General features: G+C 49.8%; 16 protein-coding genes and 2 tRNA genes. 11 read left to right on the top strand and 7 right to left on the bottom strand.

Annotated features, from left to right (window positions below; all coding sequences use genetic code 11):
- The first annotated feature begins 48 nt into the window (after positions 1 to 48).
- Positions 49 to 900, top strand: coding sequence for a transporter substrate-binding domain-containing protein (locus FND36_14945; GenBank protein QDW75221.1), 852 nt, complete (start codon positions 49 to 51; stop codon positions 898 to 900).
- A 14-nt stretch (positions 901 to 914) separates the two neighbouring features.
- On the top strand, positions 915 to 4,016 hold the full coding sequence (locus tag FND36_14940) for a mechanosensitive ion channel (GenBank protein ID QDW75220.1): 3,102 nt from the start codon (positions 915 to 917) through the stop codon (positions 4,014 to 4,016).
- Positions 4,017 to 4,094: 78 nt separating this feature from the next.
- Here the strand turns inward: FND36_14940 and FND36_14935 are convergent, their stop codons facing one another.
- Together FND36_14935 and FND36_14930 are read right to left on the bottom strand one after the other, a co-directional pair.
- Positions 4,095 to 5,900 carry an aminopeptidase P family protein gene (locus tag FND36_14935; protein ID QDW75219.1) on the bottom strand — a complete coding sequence of 602 codons (1,806 nt, stop codon included), beginning with the start codon at positions 5,898 to 5,900 and terminating at the stop codon, positions 4,095 to 4,097.
- A gap of 51 nt (positions 5,901 to 5,951) precedes the next feature.
- Positions 5,952 to 8,180, bottom strand: coding sequence for an alpha-galactosidase (locus tag FND36_14930; GenBank protein ID QDW75218.1), 2,229 nt, complete (start codon positions 8,178 to 8,180; stop codon positions 5,952 to 5,954).
- A 210-nt stretch (positions 8,181 to 8,390) separates the two neighbouring features.
- On the opposite strand from FND36_14930, the gene FND36_14925 reads away from it, so the two are divergent.
- Positions 8,391 to 10,274 (top strand): cation-translocating P-type ATPase, encoded by a 1,884-nt coding sequence (locus tag FND36_14925; GenBank protein ID QDW75217.1) that lies wholly within the window; start codon positions 8,391 to 8,393, stop codon positions 10,272 to 10,274.
- A 56-nt stretch (positions 10,275 to 10,330) separates the two neighbouring features.
- Here the strand turns inward: FND36_14925 and FND36_14920 are convergent, their stop codons facing one another.
- Entirely contained in the window at positions 10,331 to 10,606 is a 276-nt protein-coding gene (locus FND36_14920; protein QDW75216.1) for a metal-sensing transcriptional repressor, read from the bottom strand.
- A 205-nt stretch (positions 10,607 to 10,811) separates the two neighbouring features.
- Between FND36_14920 and FND36_14915 the strand changes: the two genes are divergently transcribed.
- From FND36_14915 to FND36_14895, 5 genes are all read left to right on the top strand, one after another.
- A tRNA-Leu gene (locus FND36_14915) sits at positions 10,812 to 10,891 on the top strand.
- Between the two features lie 101 nt (positions 10,892 to 10,992).
- Positions 10,993 to 12,333 carry a sodium-dependent transporter gene (locus FND36_14910; GenBank protein ID QDW75215.1) on the top strand — a complete coding sequence of 447 codons (1,341 nt, stop codon included), beginning with the start codon at positions 10,993 to 10,995 and terminating at the stop codon, positions 12,331 to 12,333.
- An 87-nt stretch (positions 12,334 to 12,420) separates the two neighbouring features.
- Entirely contained in the window at positions 12,421 to 13,146 is a 726-nt protein-coding gene (locus tag FND36_14905) for an ATP-binding cassette domain-containing protein (protein QDW75214.1), read from the top strand.
- 42 nt (positions 13,147 to 13,188) lie between these two features.
- Positions 13,189 to 14,115 (top strand): SufD family Fe-S cluster assembly protein, encoded by a 927-nt coding sequence (locus tag FND36_14900; GenBank protein QDW75213.1) that lies wholly within the window; start codon positions 13,189 to 13,191, stop codon positions 14,113 to 14,115.
- Positions 14,116 to 14,155: 40 nt separating this feature from the next.
- On the top strand, positions 14,156 to 15,031 hold the full coding sequence (locus FND36_14895; GenBank protein ID QDW75653.1) for a hypothetical protein: 876 nt from the start codon (positions 14,156 to 14,158) through the stop codon (positions 15,029 to 15,031).
- Here the strand turns inward: FND36_14895 and FND36_14890 are convergent.
- The 4 genes from FND36_14890 to FND36_14875 form a co-directional block, all read right to left on the bottom strand.
- Positions 15,028 to 15,420 carry a hypothetical protein gene (locus tag FND36_14890; GenBank protein QDW75212.1) on the bottom strand — a complete coding sequence of 131 codons (393 nt, stop codon included), beginning with the start codon at positions 15,418 to 15,420 and terminating at the stop codon, positions 15,028 to 15,030. The genes FND36_14895 and FND36_14890 overlap by 4 nt on opposite strands.
- A 126-nt stretch (positions 15,421 to 15,546) precedes the next feature.
- On the bottom strand, positions 15,547 to 16,872 hold the full coding sequence (locus FND36_14885) for an MATE family efflux transporter (protein QDW75211.1): 1,326 nt from the start codon (positions 16,870 to 16,872) through the stop codon (positions 15,547 to 15,549).
- A 114-nt stretch (positions 16,873 to 16,986) separates the two neighbouring features.
- Positions 16,987 to 17,069: transfer RNA gene (locus tag FND36_14880), tRNA-Leu, on the bottom strand.
- Positions 17,070 to 17,168: 99 nt separating this feature from the next.
- Positions 17,169 to 18,290 (bottom strand): DUF4317 domain-containing protein, encoded by a 1,122-nt coding sequence (locus tag FND36_14875; GenBank protein ID QDW75210.1) that lies wholly within the window; start codon positions 18,288 to 18,290, stop codon positions 17,169 to 17,171.
- A 245-nt stretch (positions 18,291 to 18,535) separates the two neighbouring features.
- Here FND36_14875 and sdaAB point away from each other — a divergent pair, with 245 nt between their 5' ends.
- From sdaAB to FND36_14860, 3 genes are all read left to right on the top strand, one after another.
- Positions 18,536 to 19,201, top strand: coding sequence for an L-serine ammonia-lyase, iron-sulfur-dependent, subunit beta (gene sdaAB, locus FND36_14870; protein ID QDW75209.1), 666 nt, complete (start codon positions 18,536 to 18,538; stop codon positions 19,199 to 19,201).
- Between the two features lie 31 nt (positions 19,202 to 19,232).
- On the top strand, positions 19,233 to 20,102 hold the full coding sequence (gene sdaAA / locus FND36_14865) for an L-serine ammonia-lyase, iron-sulfur-dependent, subunit alpha (protein ID QDW75208.1): 870 nt from the start codon (positions 19,233 to 19,235) through the stop codon (positions 20,100 to 20,102).
- A 156-nt stretch (positions 20,103 to 20,258) separates the two neighbouring features.
- Positions 20,259 to 20,876 (top strand): TetR/AcrR family transcriptional regulator, encoded by a 618-nt coding sequence (locus tag FND36_14860; protein ID QDW75207.1) that lies wholly within the window; start codon positions 20,259 to 20,261, stop codon positions 20,874 to 20,876.
- Positions 20,877 to 20,880 lie beyond the last annotated feature (4 nt).

The following is a 20,880-nucleotide window of genomic DNA, read 5'->3' as shown; positions in this document are numbered from 1 at the left end:
AATAAAGCACAGATATACAATGTTAGTATTGCATATCTGTGCTTTATTATGTTTTACCCAGAGAATCCATCCATTGGTACTGGTCTGGAAGGGAGATATAGGATGAAAAAGATAATCTATTTAGTTTTGGGAGCGGCCTGCATGGCAGCGTCACTTCTCAGCGGCTGCGCAGGGGCGAAACAGGCTTCTGGGACACTGACTGTTGGAGTCCGAAACGATATTGTGGATTTTGGATACCTCAATGAAAAAACAGGGAAATACTATGGCCTGGAGATTGATATCGCAAATGAAATGGCAGAGCGGATGGGTTATGAAAATGTGGAATTTGTCACGGTTGATCCCGATACAAGAAAGGATATGCTTCTGGAAGGAAAAGTGGACTGTCTGGTGGCCTGCTACTCAATCTCGGAGTCGAGAGAGGAAAACTTCGATTTCTCTTCACCTTACTATACAGATGAAGCAAAGATGATGATTGAGAAATCTACGATGTTCCAGGATGTGGAGGATCTGAAGGATAAAACAATTGGGATCGTGTCCGGATCAAACGCGGGTCCGCAGCTTGCGATCAGTATGTATGAGATGGGAATCATTACGGATAAAGTGCTTTCGAATACAGATGAGGCAACAGAGTATGAAGGTCTGCATGTGAAAAAACTGGCAACGTATCAGGAACTTTCCGAGGCGCTGGAAGAGGGGACGGTAGATGCTGTATGTATGGACGGCTGCATTACAGCCACCTACATGAATGAGGATAGAGAGATTATGGACATTCAGCTGGCGGAACAAAACTACGGAGTGGCGACACAAAAAGGCTCTGAACTGAGCGGCCAGGTGGAACAGGCAATTCAGGAAATGCTGGATGACGGCACCATTGATACATTGATCGATAAGTGGAATTAGGGAGGGGACGGATCGTGTCTAAAAGATTAAAGAAAAAGGCGGTTATTCTTGCCGCGCTGGTGGCCGTCAGTCTGATCCTGATGGGGGTATTTCTGACGACTATGCAGAGCAGTCTGGCGCTGGAGGGCCACAGAAGTGATATGGAGAAAGAGCTGGATCAAGTATCAGAAGTTCTGGAAACTGCCAGCCAAGAAGAATTAGAGACGACTCAGTCGTTTGACGCAGTGTATCAATCTAAAGCCCGGAGCGTTGCCTTTATGGCGCAAAATGACGTAGATTATGAAGAGACGGATGCAAAGATGACAGAATACCAATCTTTGCTGGACGTAAATAACGTACTGATCCTTGATCAGACAGGGGAACAGCTTGCGGCAGCCCAGGAGACTCAGGCTGATTTTACACGTGCCAGGTATAACCAGCTTCGGACGGTGTTTGAGACTGGAGAGGCATCTGAGGCATTTGAGGTAAATATCGGGGATACTTGCTTTCGGTATTATGGAGCCAGGATCAGCAATGAAAAGATGGCGGTCATAGAGCAGGATCCGGAAGAACTGCATACTTTATTGGAGGACACTGCTTCTCAAGGGAGCGTCCTTGGCCAGATCAGTGTTGGAAAGGAAGGCTATGTATTTGCCGTTTCCGCCCGGAATTATCTGATCGAATATCATCCCGATGAGAAATTGACAGGGGCAGATGCCTTGGATTCCGGAATAGAAGTGGGCGATCTGGAGGATGGGAATTTTGCCTGGATGACATTGGATGGAGAGAAATTATACTGCGGCGTGAGCAGGATCGGGGACACCTACTATATTGCGGCGATTCCGCAGGCAGAGATTGAAGAGTCCAGGAATGTTACGATAGGAATCATCTTGTTTATCTTCTTTGCGGTTATGACGATCGTCGTTACATACAGCATCTTTATCATGCGGGAGGATGAAAAAAAGGATTCAGAAGAAGCAAAAGAGAAAAAAGAAGGCATATCCTACAATAAGCAGGTAGGCAAGAAAGCCGCGATTCTTTCTGTCATCGGGCTTTTAGGAATCCTCTTGATCTCTTACTATATGCAGACGCTGTTTGCCCTCTCTTCTCAGTCGATCAGCAATCGGCAGAGAGTGGAGGATGTGGAAAATACGCTGGACCAGTACGCATCGGAAGCAGATCTTCTCCAGGAACAGTATAATAAACGGTATCTTAATAAATGTCAGGTTGCCGCATATATTCTGGAGCGGAAGCCGGAGATCCAGGAGAAAGAAACGCTTCAGGAATTGGCGGATGTATTAGAAGTCCAATATGTGTATCGATTCGACAGCCAGGGCCGGACGGTAGCGACCAACGCGGCCTATACTGGTTTCCAGATCAGCGATGATCCGGAAGACCAGTCCTATGAATTTAATAAGCTGCTGACAGGAGCGCAGTATCTGATCCAGGATCCTCAGGCGGATGATGTTTCTGGAGAGGTTTACCAGTATATTGGAGTTTCGCTCTATAATGAGGATGGAAATGTGGATGGTTTTGTCCAGATTGGTCTAAGGACAGAGCGGCTGGAAGAGATCCAAAACAGCATGGAGATTGAAAACATCTTAGACGGCGTTAAAGTAGGGGCGAATGGTTTTGCTTTCGCGGTAAACAAAGAGGATCAGACTTTTGCTTATTATCCGGAAGAAAAGCTGATCGGACGCAGAGCGGCGGAATATGGGATGGAGGAGAATCAGTTCCTGGACGGATATAATGATTATATTACCATCCGTTCAGAGAAATATCTGGCTTCGTCTCTGGAGACGGACGCCTATTATATCTATGTGGTGATCCCGGATTCGGAGATCATGGCGGAGAGGATTCCGCTCACGCTGACGGCGGGAGGCTTAAGCCTGATCTGCCTGGCGGTATTATTCCTGATCTTGGCCTTTGACCGGAAAGGAAGCAAGGAGGCAGAAAGGAACGACAGAGCGGATAAAACAGAGCAAGGCGGGACATCTGGGGCGGAAACATATAAGGAAGAGCGGATGATCCAGATTTCTCTTCCAGATGGAAGGAAGAAAACCACAGAATCGGCGGCCAGCCGATGGATGAATCTTGCGATCGCCTGGGACGAGAAGACACCGGAACAGCAAATCCTGACGGTGATCCGGTGGCTGTTTACAGTACTGGCAGTAGTGATCTGTATTGGCGTTCTGGGAAGGAAAACTTTTTTCGACGAAGATTCTGTATTCACACATATCGTGGAGGGGCAGTGGTCAAAAGGACTGAATGTATTTGCGGCAACGGCCTGCGTGATGCTGATCAGTGTGGTTATGACTGGAACAGCGCTTCTAAGGAGTCTTCTCAGAATTTTGGCGGAGGCATTTGGGGCCCGCGGGGAGACAATCTGCAGGATGGTAAGCAGTTTTATCAAATATATATCTATTATTGTACTGCTTTATTACTGTTTTGCCATGTTTGGAGTAGATACACAGACACTGCTGGCATCCGCGGGAATCCTGTCTATCGCGATCAGTTTTGGAGCAAAGGAGCTGGTATCGGATATTCTGTCAGGACTGTTTATCATTTTTGAAGGAGAGTTCCGGGTAGGAGACATCATTATGATCGGTGACTGGCGGGGAACAGTGATCGAGATCGGGGTGCGGACCACTAAGGTGGAAGATGGCTCAAATAATATCAAGATCATCCGCAACAGCAACGTTACCGATGTGATCAATATGACAAGGCGCGGATCCTATGCTTCCTGTGATATCGGAATCGAGTATGGGGAGTCTCTGGAGCGGGTGGAGTCTATCCTGGAAACAGAATTCCCAAGGATAAGAAGAGAACTGTCCGCAATCCTGGGCGGGCCATACTATAAGGGAATCGTGACTCTTGGAGCGAACAGCGTGGATATCCGGGTGATCGCGGAATGTGCGGAAGAAGACCGAGTACAGTTAGAACGTGATCTTATGCGGGAACTGAAGCTGGTTTTCGATGAGCATGGAATCAGTATTCCTTATCCGCAGATTGTGGTAAATGAGCCGGCCAAGTTTAAGAAAGCGACAGCCTTTGAAAAAGCACAGGCAAAAAGATTTAACGAGGAGCAAAAGAATGCTTCTAAGCATCTGGGTAATGAGGATGACGATATCCGCTGATAAAAGCGGGTGGATACTTAAAGGGGAGACGGCCGGTTTAGCCGTCTCCCTTTTGGCAGTCTGCGGAGGACAAGGAGATCAGATTTTCCTGGTATAATACGCCAGCCAGTCTCTTTCTCCGGGAGAAAGCTCCGGCGAAAGGATTTCAAACACATTTTGATGATACTGGTTCAGGCGGGCCCGGTCCGGCGCAGACAGGAGAGACACATCCAGCGCATCCAGATCAATGGGAGCCAGAGTCAGGGACTCAAATTGGAAGAAACGTCCATAAGAGGTAGTCTCTTTTTCTTGGCAGAGAAGTTCATTTTCCAGGCGGATGCCGTATTTTCCTTCGATATAGACGCCTGGTTCATCGGTGGTGATCATTCCGGGGATCAGGGGAACAGGGGAAGAGCCGGGTCTAAGCTTCCAGTTAATATTGTTTGGACCTTCATGGACGTTGAGGAGGTGTCCTACCCCATGTCCGGTTCCATGGAGAAAATCCAGTCCGTGTTCCCAAAGTGGGGCGCGGGCCAGCGTGTCCAAGTTATGGCAGCACACATTTTCCGGGAAGACCGCGTACATCAGGTTCAGCATACAGCGAAGGACCAGAGTGAAATGCTTTTTCTCTTCCGGAGTCAGCGGTCCCAAGGCAAAAGTGCGGGTGATGTCTGTGGTCCCTTCCAGGTAGTGACCGCCGGAGTCTACTAGGAAAAGTCCATGAGGTTCCAGAGAAACGTCTGTATCAGGAGAGACAGCGTAATGGACGATGGCGCCGTGGGGGCCATAGCCGGCAATGGTCTCAAAGCTAAGACCCAGACTGCCGGGGGTGTTCTGTCTGAGCTGATCCAAGTAAGCGGCGGCGGAGGCTTCAGTAAGGCCTCCTTCCCGCACGTTTTCTTTCAGCCACTTCATAAATCGCACCATGACTAAGCCGTCTTTGATGTGGGCCTGCTTTGTAGAAGCTATCTCCGTTTCATTTTTAACAGATTTCAAAAAGACGGTCGGATCGGAGGCGGCGGCAAGCCGGGCGCCGGAGTCTTCCAGGAGGCGGGTCAGATGGTAATTAGTCCGGCTGGGGGAAAGAAGGATGCGTTTTCCGCTAAGTTCCTGTTTCGCGAAATCATAGATTTCACGATAAGGATGCAAGATAACGTCCAGTTCCATAAGGCTGTCTTCCGCTTCTGAGGTAAGGCATTCCCGATGCAGGAAGAGATGGAGGGAAGCCGGGGTAAGAACCATGTAGGAAAGGAAAACGGGATTATAGTCCACATCCTGGCCGCGTAAGTTGAGGAGCCAGGCAATTTCATCCAGAGCGCAGATCACATGGGCATCTGCCTGGAGTTCTTTTAATTTCTTCCGCAGGTCCGCTAATTTAGCAGAAGCGGACCTGCCGGCATAGGTCTTTGGATAGAGCCAGATTTTCTTAGGAGAAAGAGGCGGACGGTCTTTCCAGACAGTTTCTGCCAGATCTGCGTCTGCCTCCAGCCGGATGCCGTTTTTCCCCAGTGCTTCGCTTAGGTCCCTCCCCGCCTTGGCGGAAATGGTGCGGCCATCCACGCCTACGCTCTGGCCCATATGGAGGTGGCTGATCAAAAATTCGGTAATGGAAGGAACGCCGGGAATCTGCTGCTTCATAAGCTGGATGCCGGTGCCTTCCAGTTGTTCTTCTGCTTGGAGAAAATAACGTCCATCAGTCCAAAGCGCCGCCTGGTCAAGAAGAACGATCAGAGTGCCGGCAGATCCGGTAAAGCCAGAGAGCCAGGCGCGAAATTTAAAGTGGTCGCTTATATATTCGGAGAGATGCTCATCTTCCGTAGCGATATAGTAAGCAGATAAGTTTTGTTCCGCCATAGCCTGGCGCAAAGCGGCAAGCCGCCGGCGGATATTTGATTTTGAATCCATAGATAAAATCCCCTTTCTTTTCTTTCAATATGTCAGGCATTCAAAAGAGACTTAGCAGGCGTTCAAGATAATGAGGCGGGACCAGAAATCGGTGCAGTGGCAGTCTGTATGGGCCTCCCCGGCAGAGGGATCGCTGGTGATGAGACCAATCTGTAAAAGTTCATCTCCATAGAAAGGACCGGAAGCGGCGGTATCCCCGGAGACCTGGTAGAGGAAAGAACCTTTGAGTCCCTTCAGCGGAAGCCGACGGAACTCACAGTTGACATCATTTAGGATTTTATAATAGGCGACCACTGCCTGGCGCTGATCTTGGGAGACGACCATCCAGGCGCAGAAATTACTGTCAAACGGACTTTGGAGACGATAAAAGTCGCCTGCGGCAAAGAGGGTCCGGTAGGTTTTGTAGAAAGCAGTCTGTGCTCGTATCTGCTCCAGTTCTTCAGGAGACAGACGTCCCAGATCCAGTTCATAGCCAAAAGTACCGAAGTATGCAACATCTGCGCGGGTTTTCAGCGAAGTCGAGCGGAAGAGCTGGTGGTTGGGGGAGATGGATACATGGGCTCCCATGGAACTTAACGGGTAACAGTAGGAAGTGCCATATTGGATCTTCATACGTTCTACGGCATCCGTGTCATCGCTGGTCCAGCATTGGGGAGCATAATACAGCATCCCCGGATCAAACCGGCCGCCGCCGCTTGCGCAGGACTCAAATAAGACATGAGGAAACGCGCTGGTCAGTCGTTCATATAACTGGTAAAGGCCAAGGATATAGCGGTGGAAGATCTCGCCCTGCTGCTGCGGAGGATAGGCAGTGGAGAAACATTCCGTGATATATCGGTTCATATCCCATTTGATATAGGATATCTGGGAATCCTTAAGGATTTTGGCCGTCATTGTATAGATGGCGTCAACTACTTCTTGTCTGGAGAAATCCAGGACATACTGGTTCCTCCCGTGGGAAACATTCCGGCCAGGCGTGTGCAGGATCCAGTCAGGGTGTTCCCGGAAGAGGCGGCTGTCCTTATTTACCATCTCCAGTTCAAACCAAAGGCCAAATTTCATCCCCATGGCCTCAATCTTCTGGGAGAGTCCGCGGATGCCGTCGGGGAGAAGTTCCTGATTGGGCCACCAATCTCCAAGGCCGCTGGTCTCGCCGCGTCTGGAACTAAACCACCCATCGTCCAGGACGAAAAGTTCGATCCCGGCTTTCTGGGCAGTCCTGGCGATATCCAGCAGCTTCTCTTCTGTAAAGTCAAAATAGGTCGCCTCCCAATTATTGATAAGGACAGGCCGCGCTTTGTCCCGCCAGTATCCTCTGGCAAGCCGGGCGCGGTACAGCCGGTGAAAGGTCTGGCTCATCGCGTTCAGTCCATTCTTGGTATAGACGAGGATTGCCTCCGGAGTCTGAAATTCCTCTCCGGGAGAAAGCTGCCAGGAAAAGTGGAAAGGATGGATACCAAGAGTCATTCGTGTGACCTTATAAGTATCGACCTCTGCCTGAACTAGAAAATTACCGCTGTAGATCAGGGAAAAACCGATCGCCTCTCCCTGGAATTCATCGGCCAAGGGGCGCTTCAGGATGACAAAAGGATTGTGCATATGGCTGGAAGCGCCGCGGAGGCTTCCTACAGACTGGATTCCAGGCTGCAGTTTCCGCTTCCTGGGATATCGTTCTCTTGCCCAGGCTCCGGAGAACTGGATCCATTCATAATCATCATCAGGAAGGTCCAGACAAAGGCTCATGGCAGAAGTAAGCCGCAGAGTCTCTGTTCCTTTATTGCAAAAAAGTACGCTTCTTGCGATGGCGGCTTCATTTTCAAAAATAGTGTAGCGGAGTAGGAGTTCCATCTGTATTTTTTCATCCCGCAGAAGGATTTCCAGGGTTTCCGCTTCCGCATCCTTTTCTGTGTATGTGCAAGGAAGTCCGGGAAGACCGGGCTTCCCAGGGAAAATCCTGTGGGATACATAGACAAAATCTGTGATACGGCTGCCGTCGGGCTGAAGGATCTCAAAGGCGGGAAGTCGATAGTCCGTGGTCCCGTAAGAGGGGTATTCCTGTTTGAGATGCTCCAAGGAGAAGGAATACTCTCCCTCATATCGGTAGGAAGTGGCAGGACGGTAACGGTTCTCCAAAAGATAGCTGTAATCTTCCTTTCTCGGAAGCCGTCCTCCAAAGTAAAGCTGGCCAATCTGTCCGTTTCTCAAGATTTTCATCAGATAGCTGATCTCTTTGTTGTACAGATGGAATTCTCCGGTCTGGCTGCAAAAGATAATTCCCATAGGGTGCTCCTTTCCGCGATATTAAGTATTTTTGGCGCTACGGATATTGTAGCAGATTTTGAAAAGAGCAAAAGGCTTTTTTCAAAAATTATGGTTTTCTTTTCAGACATCGTTGACAAGCCCATACCCCTATAGGTATAATGTAATATACCTATAGGGGTATGGGCTTTTGGTCTGAGGTAGAATTAACAAGGATATGGGAGGAATAAGATGGAAAAATTGGAAAAGATACTAGAATATGGGGGAGTAAAAAGAGATGTTATTTTTCTTGTCGCGGCCGGAACAGCTTTGGCGGGCAGTATCCTTGGGATTTCCCCGTTTTCCTTTGACTTGGCGTGGATCGCGATCATCCTGTGCGGGGTACCGATCATTTTGGAAGCGGTCATTGGACTGGTGACAGCATTTGATATCAAGGCGGACGTGCTGGTATCCATCGCGCTGATCGCTTCTGTGATCATCGGGGAGGATTTTGCCGCCGGAGAGGTCGCGTTTATCATGCAGCTTGGAGCTTTGCTGGAAGATCTGACGGTTGCAAAAGCCCGAGCCGGGATCGAGAAGCTGGTCCGGCTGACGCCGCGGACGGCTAGAAGGATCACAGGATCGCGGGAAGAGGTCGTGGACGCAAAAGAAGTCCGAGTGGGAGACATCTTGCGGGTATTTCCGGGAGAAACGATCCCGGTGGACGGAGTGATCTGCGCCGGTCAGACTTCTGTAGACCAGGCAGTCATGACCGGGGAATCACTTCCGGTGGATAAAGGGATTGGAGATGAGGTGTCCAGCGGAACGGTCAACCAGTTTGGGTCTTTTGATATGAAGGCCACAAGGGTAGGGGAGGATAGTTCTATTCAGCGAATGATACGGCTTGTCCAGTCCGCGGATGCGGGGAAGGCGAAGATCGTAGGAATCGCGGACCGATGGGCGACCTGGATCGTGGTGATCGCGCTGACCGCGGCGGTGGTGACGGGACTGGTCACAGGGGCGCCGATCCGGGCGGTAACGATCCTGGTCGTGTTCTGCCCCTGCGCGTTGGTACTGGCAACGCCGACGGCGATCATGGCGGCTATTGGCAATGCGACAAAGCATGGCTTCCTGGTTCGGGAAGGAGATGCCCTGGAAAGACTGGCGGGAATTTCCGATATCGCGTTTGATAAAACCGGCACACTGACTTATGGCGTTCTGCAGGTGGCCGCGGTGGAAAGTATGGATGCCAAGATAAAACCTGAGAAATTATATGGATATGCGGCCGCGGTGGAATCACGGTCAGAACATCCGCTTGGGAAAGCGGTGGTGCGCTGCTATAAAAATAGCGGACATTTGGAAGAATCGGGTTCAGAACAGCCAGAGGCTGAGGAGTTCCGGATGCTCCCCGGACGTGGAGTGCGGGGGAAAATAGAAGGAAAGGTTATTTTAGCGGGGAATCGAGAATTGTTAGAAGAGGCAGGGATAGCTGTTGAGAGGGAAGCAGAGCAGAGGACAGAGAAGTATATACGGAAAGGATGTACACTGATCTTCGTGGCAGCTGATGGGAGATTGATCGGTTTCCTTGCACTTTCTGATACACTCCGGGAAGACGCTGGTGTGACGATAGCAGGAGTGAAAAAGGCCGGAGTGACCCCGGTCCTTCTCACCGGAGATCACAAAGAGGCGGCCAAGACAATTTCAGAGACTATTGGGATCAAAGAAGTATACGCGGGGTGTCTGCCGGAGGCTAAATTGGAATGGATCGCCCAAACTCAGGAGAAGGGACAGCAAGTATGTATGATCGGAGATGGAATCAACGATGCGCCTGCTCTTAAGAAAGCATTCGTCGGAATCGCCATGGGAGGAACAGGAAGCGATATCGCGGTGGATGCCGCGGACATCGCGCTCGTGAACGATGATATCCGGGAATTGCCGCATCTTCTGCGGCTGGCAAAACGTATGATGTTTACGATCAAATGCAACCTGACATTTTCCATGGCCTTGAATTTCATAGCTATCATCTTGGCGATCACAGGAATCCTGAATCCAGTTGTAGGAGCCTTGGTCCATAACGCCGGGTCTGTATTGGTGATCCTTAATTCCGCTTTACTATTGGGGACGGGGGAAAATTAAAAATCCCCCGGCCCCAATTGAAAAAGCCCTGTCCCTTTTTTCACCGCCTCTACCCTTTATCCCATATTTGAAAAACGTTCCACCGCCTTTGTGAAGCTGGCCAGGGTTTTGTCGACATCTCCATGTTCAATGCCGTCACGGATACAGTGATTAATGTGTCCTTCCAGTACAATCTGGCCTACTTTGTGCAGGGCAGACTTGGCGGCGTTAATCTGAGAGAGAACGTCTTCGCAGGGGATATCCTCATCCACCATACGGTCGATAGCCTGGACCTGTCCGATGATTTTTTTTAAACGGCGGTGCAGATTGTCAGCATCCATACATTGCTTCATATAGATTCCTCCTTAATATACCCTTACGGGTATGAGTAGATATTATCAGAAAAGTTTTTGATTTGTCAACGGGGCCGGGGGATTTTTAAAAATCCCCCGGCCCCGATTGAAAATTGTTGACAATACTCGCTTTTTATATTATCATTTCTATATTCGGTATTAGAGTTATCTAGTGCCTGCAGAATGTATATCTGCGTTACGCTGTGCGGATGTGGCGGAACTGGCAGACGCGCCAGACTTAGGATCTGGTGGGAGACCGTGCAGGTTCGATTCCTGTCATCCGCATTTGGAAGCCGTGATTCTCGACATATCGGGGGTTGCGGTTTCTTTTTGATTTATGAGGAAGAGGATCTGCCGTTGATCTGATTTGGAATGGAGAGTGTGTTATGAACAGTGAGAATAAAAAGGAAAGAGCCCAGTTTACCGGCCGGCTGGGATTTATCGTAGCCTGTATTGGCTCTGCGGTCGGTATGGGAAATATCTGGATGTTCCCGTATCGGGCGGGAACTTTTGGCGGAGCCGCGTTCCTGATCCCATATTTCATTTTTGTGATCCTGCTTGGATTTTCTGGCGTGATCGGGGAAATGGCGTTTGGCCGGGGAATGGGGACAGGCCCTATGGGCGCTTTTGCCGGGGCGATGGAACTGCGGTTTGGCCAGAAGGGGAGAAAGTATGGGAAATTAGTGGGTCTGATACCGGTCTTGGGGTCTTTGGGCATTGCCATCGGTTATTCCGTTGTGGTAGGATGGTTCTTAAAATATCTTTGGAGCGCCGTGACCGGAAGCCTGACTCAAGTGAATGATATGGGGGCTTATTTTGGAGAACTGGCAGTAGATTTTGGAAGTGTCGGATGGCAGATGCTGGGGCTTGCGCTTACGTTCCTTATTATGCTCCTTGGAGTGGCGAAAGGGATCGAGAAGATGAATAAGGTAATGATGCCGGCTTTTTTTGTCTTGTTTCTGGTATTATTTATCCGTGTGATCACACTTCCCGGAGCGACCGAGGGATTCCGGTATATGTTTGTTCCCAAATGGGACCAGCTTGGAAATGTCAAGACCTGGGTGTACGCGCTGGGGCAGGCATTTTTCTCTCTTTCCGTGGCAGGCTCCGGGACGATTGTTTATGGCAGTTACCTGAAAAAAGATATTGACGTGGTAGGCTGTGCCAGAAATGTGGCGTTTTTTGATACCTGCGCGGCTATTCTCGCAGGGATGGTCGTGATTCCCGCGGTATTTGCTTTTGGCCTTGATGTGGGAAGCGGCCCGCCGCTGATGTTCATCACTCTTCCGGTGGTATTCCAGCAGCTTCCTATGGGGAATTTATTTGCGGTGATCTTCTTTGTGGCGGCGCTATTCGCGGCTGTGACTTCGCTGATGAATCTATTTGAGACACCCATCGAGGCGCTGCAGGGCGAATTGAAGCTTTCCCGGAAAACGGCGGTAGGGATCGTGGCCCTGATCGCCGCGTTGGTGGGAATTTTTATCGAAAGCGGCGATGCGGTGGGCGCATGGATGGACGCGGTTTCCATTTATATCATTCCGCTGGGGGCATTGATCGCCGGGATCATGTTTTTCTGGATCTGCCCGAAAGGCTACGCCAAAGCCCAGGTTGAGGTCGGAAGAGATAAGCCTCTCGGGAAATGGTTTGAGCCGGTGACAAAGTATCTGTTTGTAGGGATCACGTTTATCGTTTATATCTTGGGGATCTTTTTCGGAGGAATCGGCTAGGAGCCGACCTTGCGGGCCCGGAAGATTTGCACTATAATAGCGTTGCGGCGGAAAATAAGTCAACAGAGAAAAAGGAGCGAAAAGCGTATGCTTGAAGTGAAGAATCTGACATTCAAAGTGAATGAAAACGGAATAGAGAGAAGTATCGTAAAGGATATCAGTTTCCAGGCAAAAGACGGAGAGATGCTGGTCATCACCGGGCCGAATGGAGGCGGAAAATCAACACTCGCAAAAGTCCTGATGGGAATCGAGGCGGCGGATGCGGGCCAGATCCTGCTGGACGGGGAAGATATCACAGATTATGATATCAACCACAGAGCCCAGGCCGGGATAGGATTTGCCTTTCAGCAGCCGCCCAGATTTAAAGGGATGACGGTGATCAAGCTGCTGTCTCTGGCGGCAGGCCGGGAATTGACAGAGCCGGAATGCTGCAAGCTGTTGAGCAGCGTGGGCCTGTGCGCCAAAGAGTATATCACCAGGGAAATTGACGGAACTCTTTCCGGAGGAGAGATGAAGCGGCTGGAGATCGCCACAGTCCTGGCGAAGCCCCACAAGCTTTGTATCTTTGACGAGCCGGAGGCAGGGATTGACCTGTGGAGTTTTTCTATGCTGATCCAGCAGTTTGAGAAGATCCATAAGAGAAAGGAAGAATGTCTTATCCTGATCTCCCACCAGGAGCGGATCATACGGATGGCAGACCGGATCATGGTCATCGAGAACGGGAAGATCGCTTCCCTTGGCGACAGAGACCAAATCCTTCCATCCCTTTTGGACAGCAGTGATTCCTGTGTATGTTTGGAGCGGGAAGACTAAGATAGAGCCGTAAGAGCGAAGGCGAGAGAAAGGAGTATGGTTATGGCAGAATTAGATCAGGTGACAAAGCAGATCCTTGCGCAGATTGACGGCGTTGGATTTGAGCAGAAAGGCGCGTTTAATCTCCGTCACAATGGAACCGCCTTATGCCATGGAGATACTGAGCATATCAAGATAAAAAGGAAAACGGACAAGCAGGGGATAGACGTTTATATTGACGGAAATACAAAAGGGGAACAGGTGCATATCCCGGTTGTTGTAAACGCGTCTGGGATGACGGATATTGTGTACAATGATTTCTATATCGGGGAAGGAGCGGATGTGACGATCGTAGCCGGATGCGGGATTCACAACAGCGGCTGCAATGAGAGCCGCCATGATGGAATCCACGCGTTCCATGTGGCGAAAGGAGCCAATGTCCGCTATGAAGAAAAACATTATGGAGAGGGAGAAGGGACTGGGGCGAGAATCCTGAACCCGGTGACCAAGATCTATATGGAAGAGGATTCTGTATTTACGCTGGACACGGTGCAGATCAAAGGAGTTGATTCTACTAAGCGGGAGACTGAGGTCGTTCTGGGAGCGGGGGCAAAATTATACGTACTTGAAAAGCTGATGACTCATGATGCCCAGACAGCAGAGTCGAATATGGAAGTCCAGATGAATGGAGAAGACAGTACAGCCCAGATTATTTCCCGTTCTGTAGCAAAAGGCACGTCCAAACAGGTGTTTCATCCCAAAGCTGTAGGAAATGCCAAATGCCATGCTCATATTCAGTGTGATTCGATCATTATGGATCAGGCAGAGGTATGTTCGATCCCGGAGATTGACGCAAAACACGTGGACGCCGGAATCATCCATGAAGCGGCCATCGGCAGGATCAACGACGAGCAGGTGACGAAGCTGCGGACGCTGGGTATGACGGCAGAGGAAGCCGAAGGAGTGATCATCGAGAATTTCCTGAATTAGACGTTTAAGACATACGGAGATAGACTTGCTTATGAAAAAAATGAGAAAAAGGATGAGGGTGATGGGAAAAGCCCTCAAGATGGAGCTGCGGGAGCATAAAAGTTCTTTTATGGTTTATGTGACTTTAAGGGCGCTGGTAATCCTGATGATGATCTTGCAGATTTTCAACCGCAATTTTGAAAATGTATTCTTATGTATCTTGACACTGGTACTTTTGGTCATGCCAAGTCTGATACAGGTCAATCTCAAGATCGAACTGCCGACAGCACTGGAGATCATTATCCTGCTTTTTATCTTTGCGGCGGAGATCTTAGGAGAAATCCAGGCTTATTATGTTAAGGTTCCTGTGTGGGATACTGTGCTGCATACACTGAACGGTTTCCTGATGGCGGCCATAGGGATTGCTCTTGTGGATATCCTGAACCGCCATAAAAAGTTTTCCATCCAGCTTTCGCCGGCCTTTGTGGCAATCGTTGCTTTCTGCTTTTCCATGACGATCGGCGTGATCTGGGAGTTCTTTGAATTTGGAATGGATCAGATCTTCCATTTCGACATGCAGAAAGATACCGTAGTACACGCAATCTATTCTGTGGCGCTGGATCCATCCAAGACGAACCAGGTAGTGGCGATTGAAGGGATCAACGATACGGTCGTGAACGGGACCGCGCTAGGGCTGGGCGGTTATCTGGACATTGGCCTCCTGGATACAATGGAAGATCTGATGGTAAATTTTGCGGGGGCGTTGGTATTTTCGGTCATCGGCTATTTCTACGTGAAAAATCGCGGGAAAGGTTCCTTTGCGCGCAGGTTTATCCCGCGGTTAAAGTCCAGGGACGCAGATTTTCTGAAAAAAGCCCAGGCAGAAGAAGCCGGCGCAGTTTCCAAGAAACAGCCTGGCGATAATGAAGCGGATTAAGGCACAAAGCGGCGCAGTTTGCTCATGATGCGCTCCCCGATGGTAACATTCTTGACAGTCGGGGAAGAGGGATGAGCTGCTGCGTGCTTTTTTTTGCCCTTCTTAGGTTCTGATTTCTCCGCGGGGAAACCTTCTTCTGCCATCCGTCTTTGGATCTCCTGCTCGTGAGCGGCGATCCGATCAGCAGAAATGTGACCGGTACGGTTTTCTTCTACATAATCAATGGTTTCTTCATCGTCTAGTTCTGAAAGACGGGACAGGACGTCTTTGTAGTCGTCGGAAAGTCCTTCTGTACTGATTTCGGGAAGGTCGCCCTCGTAGATCACTTCAAAATCATCGGGGAAAAAGTCTTCTTTATCTTCTTTATCTCTATCTATATCTATACGCATGATTAAAATCCTCCTAATAATATCTTACCTGACACCAGTCTATTCTAGTAGTTTTTTCCCAAACACTCAAGTGGGGACACAAAATGTTCACGAAGAAATAAGGTTTTCTGAAGAAATAGAAATCTTTTACATGTTTCGTGTCTTCCAGACAGCCCGGATAACATAAAGCGCAAGAAGCAGGATCCAGGAAAAGGCTTCGGCGTAAGCGATCACCATATTCGCGAATATGGAAACCAAGCTGTAAGACAGGAAGATGCGAAGGAGCAGAGCCAAAATCCCGGCAGCGCTGGAATAAGTCACATCTCCAATTCCCTCCAAGTAGCCGCGGACGGACATGGCAAGGCCATAGATAACATAGAAACTGGCAATCCTTATGAAGAAATCTGATCCAATATGGACAGCTTCAGCTCCGGCGCCAAAAAGCGCGATCAGATGTCCGCCTGTGGGGATGACAAGGAGGGTCAGGAGCAGAGAAATGACAGCCATGACTGCCGTGCCGGCTTTACAGATACTGCGTGTACGGCAGTGATTTCCCGCGCCATAGCTCTGCGCAACCAGCGTAGAGATGCCTGAGCCCAGATTGATGATCGGGAGGAGAACGATGGTGTCGATACGGTAGGCGGTAGTGATCGCGGCTACCGTTTGAGTACCAAAACCATTCATAAAGTTCTGGAGGATCAGGCTTCCCAGAGAACTGACACTGGATTGGATCATAGGGGGGAGGCCAAATTGGACGCCCTGCCGCAGGATAGACCAGGAGATCGTGGCCCGCCCCGGATAAAAACGCAGGAGCGGGTGTTTCCGGACGCTGTAAAGGATGAGGAAGAGCGTCATGGCAGCCTGGGAGACAACGGTGGCCAGCGCGGCGCCAGCCACATTCCATCTAAACAGCGCTACGAAAAGGATATCCAGCGCCACGTTGGTGATGGAAGAGACAAGGACCGCATAGAAGGGAGCCTTACTGTCGCCGATGCCGCGCAGAGCGGCAGAGTATACATTATACACGGCGAGAAAGGGGATCCCCATCAGGACGATCCGAAGATAATCAGCCGCAAGAGCGAACGTATCTTCCGTAGTGCGGAGCAGCCGCAGCAGCGGATTGGTCAGTAAGATTCCGGCGCCAGCCAATGCAAGGAAGACAATGCCTAAAAGAAGACAAAAGCTGGATAAAATCTTAGGAATATCCTGAGTCTGACCGCTGCCAAATCGCTGCGCAAATAAAATGGAGAGCCCCAGCGTAAATCCCGTGATCGCCATGACATAGAAATTAATCGTTGTTGTGGTAGAACCGACAGCCGCCAAGGCCAGTTCCCCCTCTACATTTCCGACGATAAAAGCATCCGCCCAATTATAAAGCTGCTGAAGGACACCGCTTAAGATCAGCGGAAGACTAAAACGGATCAGCTGCGCCGCTGTATCCCGAAAACGCTCCTGCCCTTTTGATCGTGTCATAAATAAACTCACTCCTTCAATAAAAACGTACGCGAGATGGCCTCTTTTTTAATCAGAAGAATAAGAAAGCCCTTGAAAACAACATGTTTCCAAGGGCTTTTCAGAAATAGAAAATGCGGAGAAAGGGACTTGAACCCTCACAGGATTGCTCCCACTAGAACCTGAATCTAGCGCGTCTGCCATTCCGCCATCTCCGCTCGCAAGGACTATAATATCATAAAAGCAGACGTTTGGCAAATACTTTTTTTATTTTTTTAAAATTTATTGGCCGCAGGAAAGAAGATGGTCTGTGACGATCATTTTCGTACTTCTATTCCGTTGACCTCCAAGTGGTCATCCACTGCGATCACCAGACAGCGCCGGCCATCAATTTCCCGGATTTCCACCAAGTCGGACCGTTCAGGATTGACTTTGACGACCACATCGGGAGTCTCCACCTGAAAGGTACGCATACTGGCGATATTGGAGGCGAGCAGTGTCTGTTTCTCTCCCACTGCCTCTTCAAATTCCCGGTCGAAGGTTTGGAGTTTTTCTTCCGGGGTCCCGCTTTGTGCCAGCAGGCGTCTGACGTCTGGTTTGGACAACTCCAGAGGTTCGGGTGTTTCCTTGGCTTCTTCCAGCATCTCGTTGAGGGTCTCGTGGATATTGCGGACTACCTCGTACTCGCAATCTTCTCCAAGTGTGTCCTGGATGATGGACTGGAAGGTGCTCTTTTGATCTTTGGCTGTCAGCGGGACTGTACTGCCAAGGACATTGGTGATGAAATCAGGCTGCAATTTCTCCGGTTTTTTGGAATAGTAGAGGACATTGTGGATATTAGAAGTCCGGTCCTGGAAGGCGGGAAACAGGAATCCCTTCACCGGATCTTCCACCAGCCAGTCACGGATGCGGTCTTCGATGTGGTTGGTCTGGGCGTTGTAGCTCAGCCCGGCTTTGCTTAGATTTACCGGGCAGATACTGCACAAGATATGCTCGTAGACCGTATCGGAGGCATCGAACATCTCCAGGCCATCGGAGGTTTTGCCAGGTACATCGTATACGGCATGGATCAGGATAATGTAGTAATTTTCAGCGTGATCATAATGTTCGATCACCTTGTCATAGAATTCTTCGGTCAAAAGATCGTCTTCCAGCCGACTGTCGCGTAGTTTCAGGAGAAATTCCTGAGTGCCGCCGGGCGCCTCCTGCTCCAGAGGGAATTCCATATTGATCAGATTTTTACCCAATGTGCCGGAGAGAGTATGCTTGAAAATATCGAAATACTTAAAGGCCTCCTCCTCTGGAAGAGACAGGAAAGCCTGTTTGAACTCCATTTTTTTCTCTTTTTCATGGTCAACATAACAGCCGCAGATGCGGGTGATCGCGCAGTTGTCTGGAGAAAACTGCCTGCGGATCTCTAATACTTCCTTTTTATTCATGATCGGTCCTTTCCTAACATAGAACAGTTGCAGATTTTCCCGGAGCCGGAAGGTCTCCTGGGTGTAGGAGATAAGTATAACAAAAATAAAGCCGGGAGACAACATGGGGAATTTATCTCAGGCTGTCAGAGGGAAATGCATCTGAGAAGATGCATCCAGTCCCAGCTTTTTCGTTGTAATATATCGGGAATCCCGGTATAATGGTTTTAGATACCTGTCAAAATATGAAAAGAGAGGAAGAAAACATGGGAAACATTTTTGACATTTTGGGACCTGTGATGGTAGGGCCATCCAGCTCCCACACAGCGGGCGCCGCGCGGATTGGATTGATTGCCAGGCAGCTTTTTGGCAGGAGACCGGATAAAGCAGTCGTCTATCTGCACGGATCCTTTGCGGCGACCGGAAAAGGACACGGAACCGATAAGGCGCTGATCGCGGGACTTCTGGGAATGAAGCCGGACGACTTAAGGATTCCGGACAGCTTTGAGATCGCGAAGCAGGAAGGGATGGAATTTACCATTGAGCCTAAAGATATTCGGGACGCTCATCCTAATACAGCGCAGATCATCATGGAGGCGGAAGGGGTAAAACCTATGAAGATCCAGGCGTTTTCCATCGGCGGCGGCAGGATCCGGGTCAGCAAGATGGATGGGATCGACGTGAATTTCAGCGGTGAGAGCAATACGCTGATCGTTCGCAACGAGGACCGGCCGGGAAGGATCACGGAGGTTTCCGCCGCGCTGAGCAGGGAGGATATCAATATCGCGACTATGCAGGTGTTCCGGGATAAGAGAGGCGGATTCGCGGTCATGGTAGTGGAGACAGATCAGGTAGTGCCGGAAGAAGCGATCGAAGAATTGGAAAGTAAAGATGGAATCATTAAAGTAACATTTCTGAATGTAAACGGGTAATTTAAGAAAGAAGTGGAGGATATAAGATCGTATGTCGTATCAGTCAATGGAAGAGGCGTATGAAAGATGTAAAAAAGAGGGGATCGACTTCTGGAAAGCGATACAGCTGGAAGACGCGCAGGAGCGAGATGTGCCTTTGGAGGATTCCTGGAAGGAAATGAAGCGTATGTGGCAGGCTATGCTGGACGGGCTTGACAACTATGACCCGGATCTGACTTCCAGAAGTGGTCTGGTAGGTAAAGAAGGCGGGCTGATGGAAGCTTATCAGAAGGCGGGGGATACTCTCTGCGGAGATTTTATGGCAAAAGTAATGGCAAATGCCCTGAAAATGGGGTGCAACAATGCCTGCATGAAGCGAATCGTGGCAGCGCCTACAGCCGGGGCATGCGGAGTGCTGCCGGCGGTGCTGGTGACTTATTTCCAGGAGTATCAGGTGTCGGAAGAAAAGATGATCGAAGCCATGTATGTAGCGGCCGGGATCGGACAGATCATAGCAAACCGGGCTTATCTTGCCGGGGCTTCCGGCGGCTGCCAGGCGGAAGTCGGATCTGGATCTGGAATGGCTGCCGGAGCGATCTGCTATGTGAGAGGCGGCAGTACGGAACAGATCGGCCATGCATGCGCAATGGCGCTCAAGAATCTGATGGGACTGGTCTGTGATCCTGTTGGCGGCCTTGTGGAAGTGCCCTGCGTAAAGCGGAATGTGGGCGGCGCGGTCAATGCCATGGCCGCGGCAGATATGGCGCTGGCGGGGATCACCAGTAAGATCCCGGTAGATCAGGTCATCGACGCGATGAAGGAAGTCGGGGATAAGATGGATATTACTCTTAAGGAGACCGGGCACGGAGGCGTGGCGGCCACGGAAGAGGCTAAGAAAGTCCTGGAACGGCTGGATATGTAAAGAGAATGGCAAACGAACGGCAAAAGTCCTGGCTTTTGCCGTTCATCTTATATTCAGAAAGAATTGCCGTTTGTTTTAGAGAAAATCATTGACAAATTTTACAAAAAGGAATACAATATAACAGTGTTATATAACGCTGTTATAACCGGAGGATGGATGGGAGAAACAGAACAAAAAACATTGGAAGAGATCATGTCAGCCGCAATGCGGGAATTCCTGGATAAGGATTTCCAGACGGCTTCACTGCGCAGTATTGTGAAGATGGCAGGAGTTACGACAGGCGCGTTTTATGGATATTTTGACAGTAAAGAAGCATTGTTTGAAGCGCTGGTGGGAGAGCAGTATCAGCATTTTATGGACTGTTTCTGCAAGGCGCAGAAAGAATTTGCAGATCTGCCGCCTAAGGAGCAGCCGGAGAATTTAAGTTCTATTTCCGGGCTTTGTATGGAAGATATGCTTCTGTATGCTTATGAACATCTGGAAGTATTTAAATTGATCCTCTGTCATTCAGAGGGGACGCGGTTTTCCCGGATGATCGATGAAATGGTGGAGATTGAGACCAAAGGAACCGATGATTATCTGAAGGTGCTGGAACAGCTGGGGAGACCGTCGCCGCCGATTGACAGCCGGCTGGAGCATATTCTTATCACAGGAATGTTTAACGCGTTTTTTGAACTGATCATACATGAGATGCCGCTGGAGCAGGCGCTGCGTTATCTGCGGGAGATGAGAGCGTTTTACACCGCGGGATGGATGAAGATTATGGGGCAGTAAACCG

Source organism: Lachnospiraceae bacterium KGMB03038, from assembly GCA_007361935.1.
GTDB lineage: Bacteria > Bacillota > Clostridia > Lachnospirales > Lachnospiraceae > Massilistercora.
This window is presented reverse-complemented; position numbering and strand designations above follow the sequence as displayed.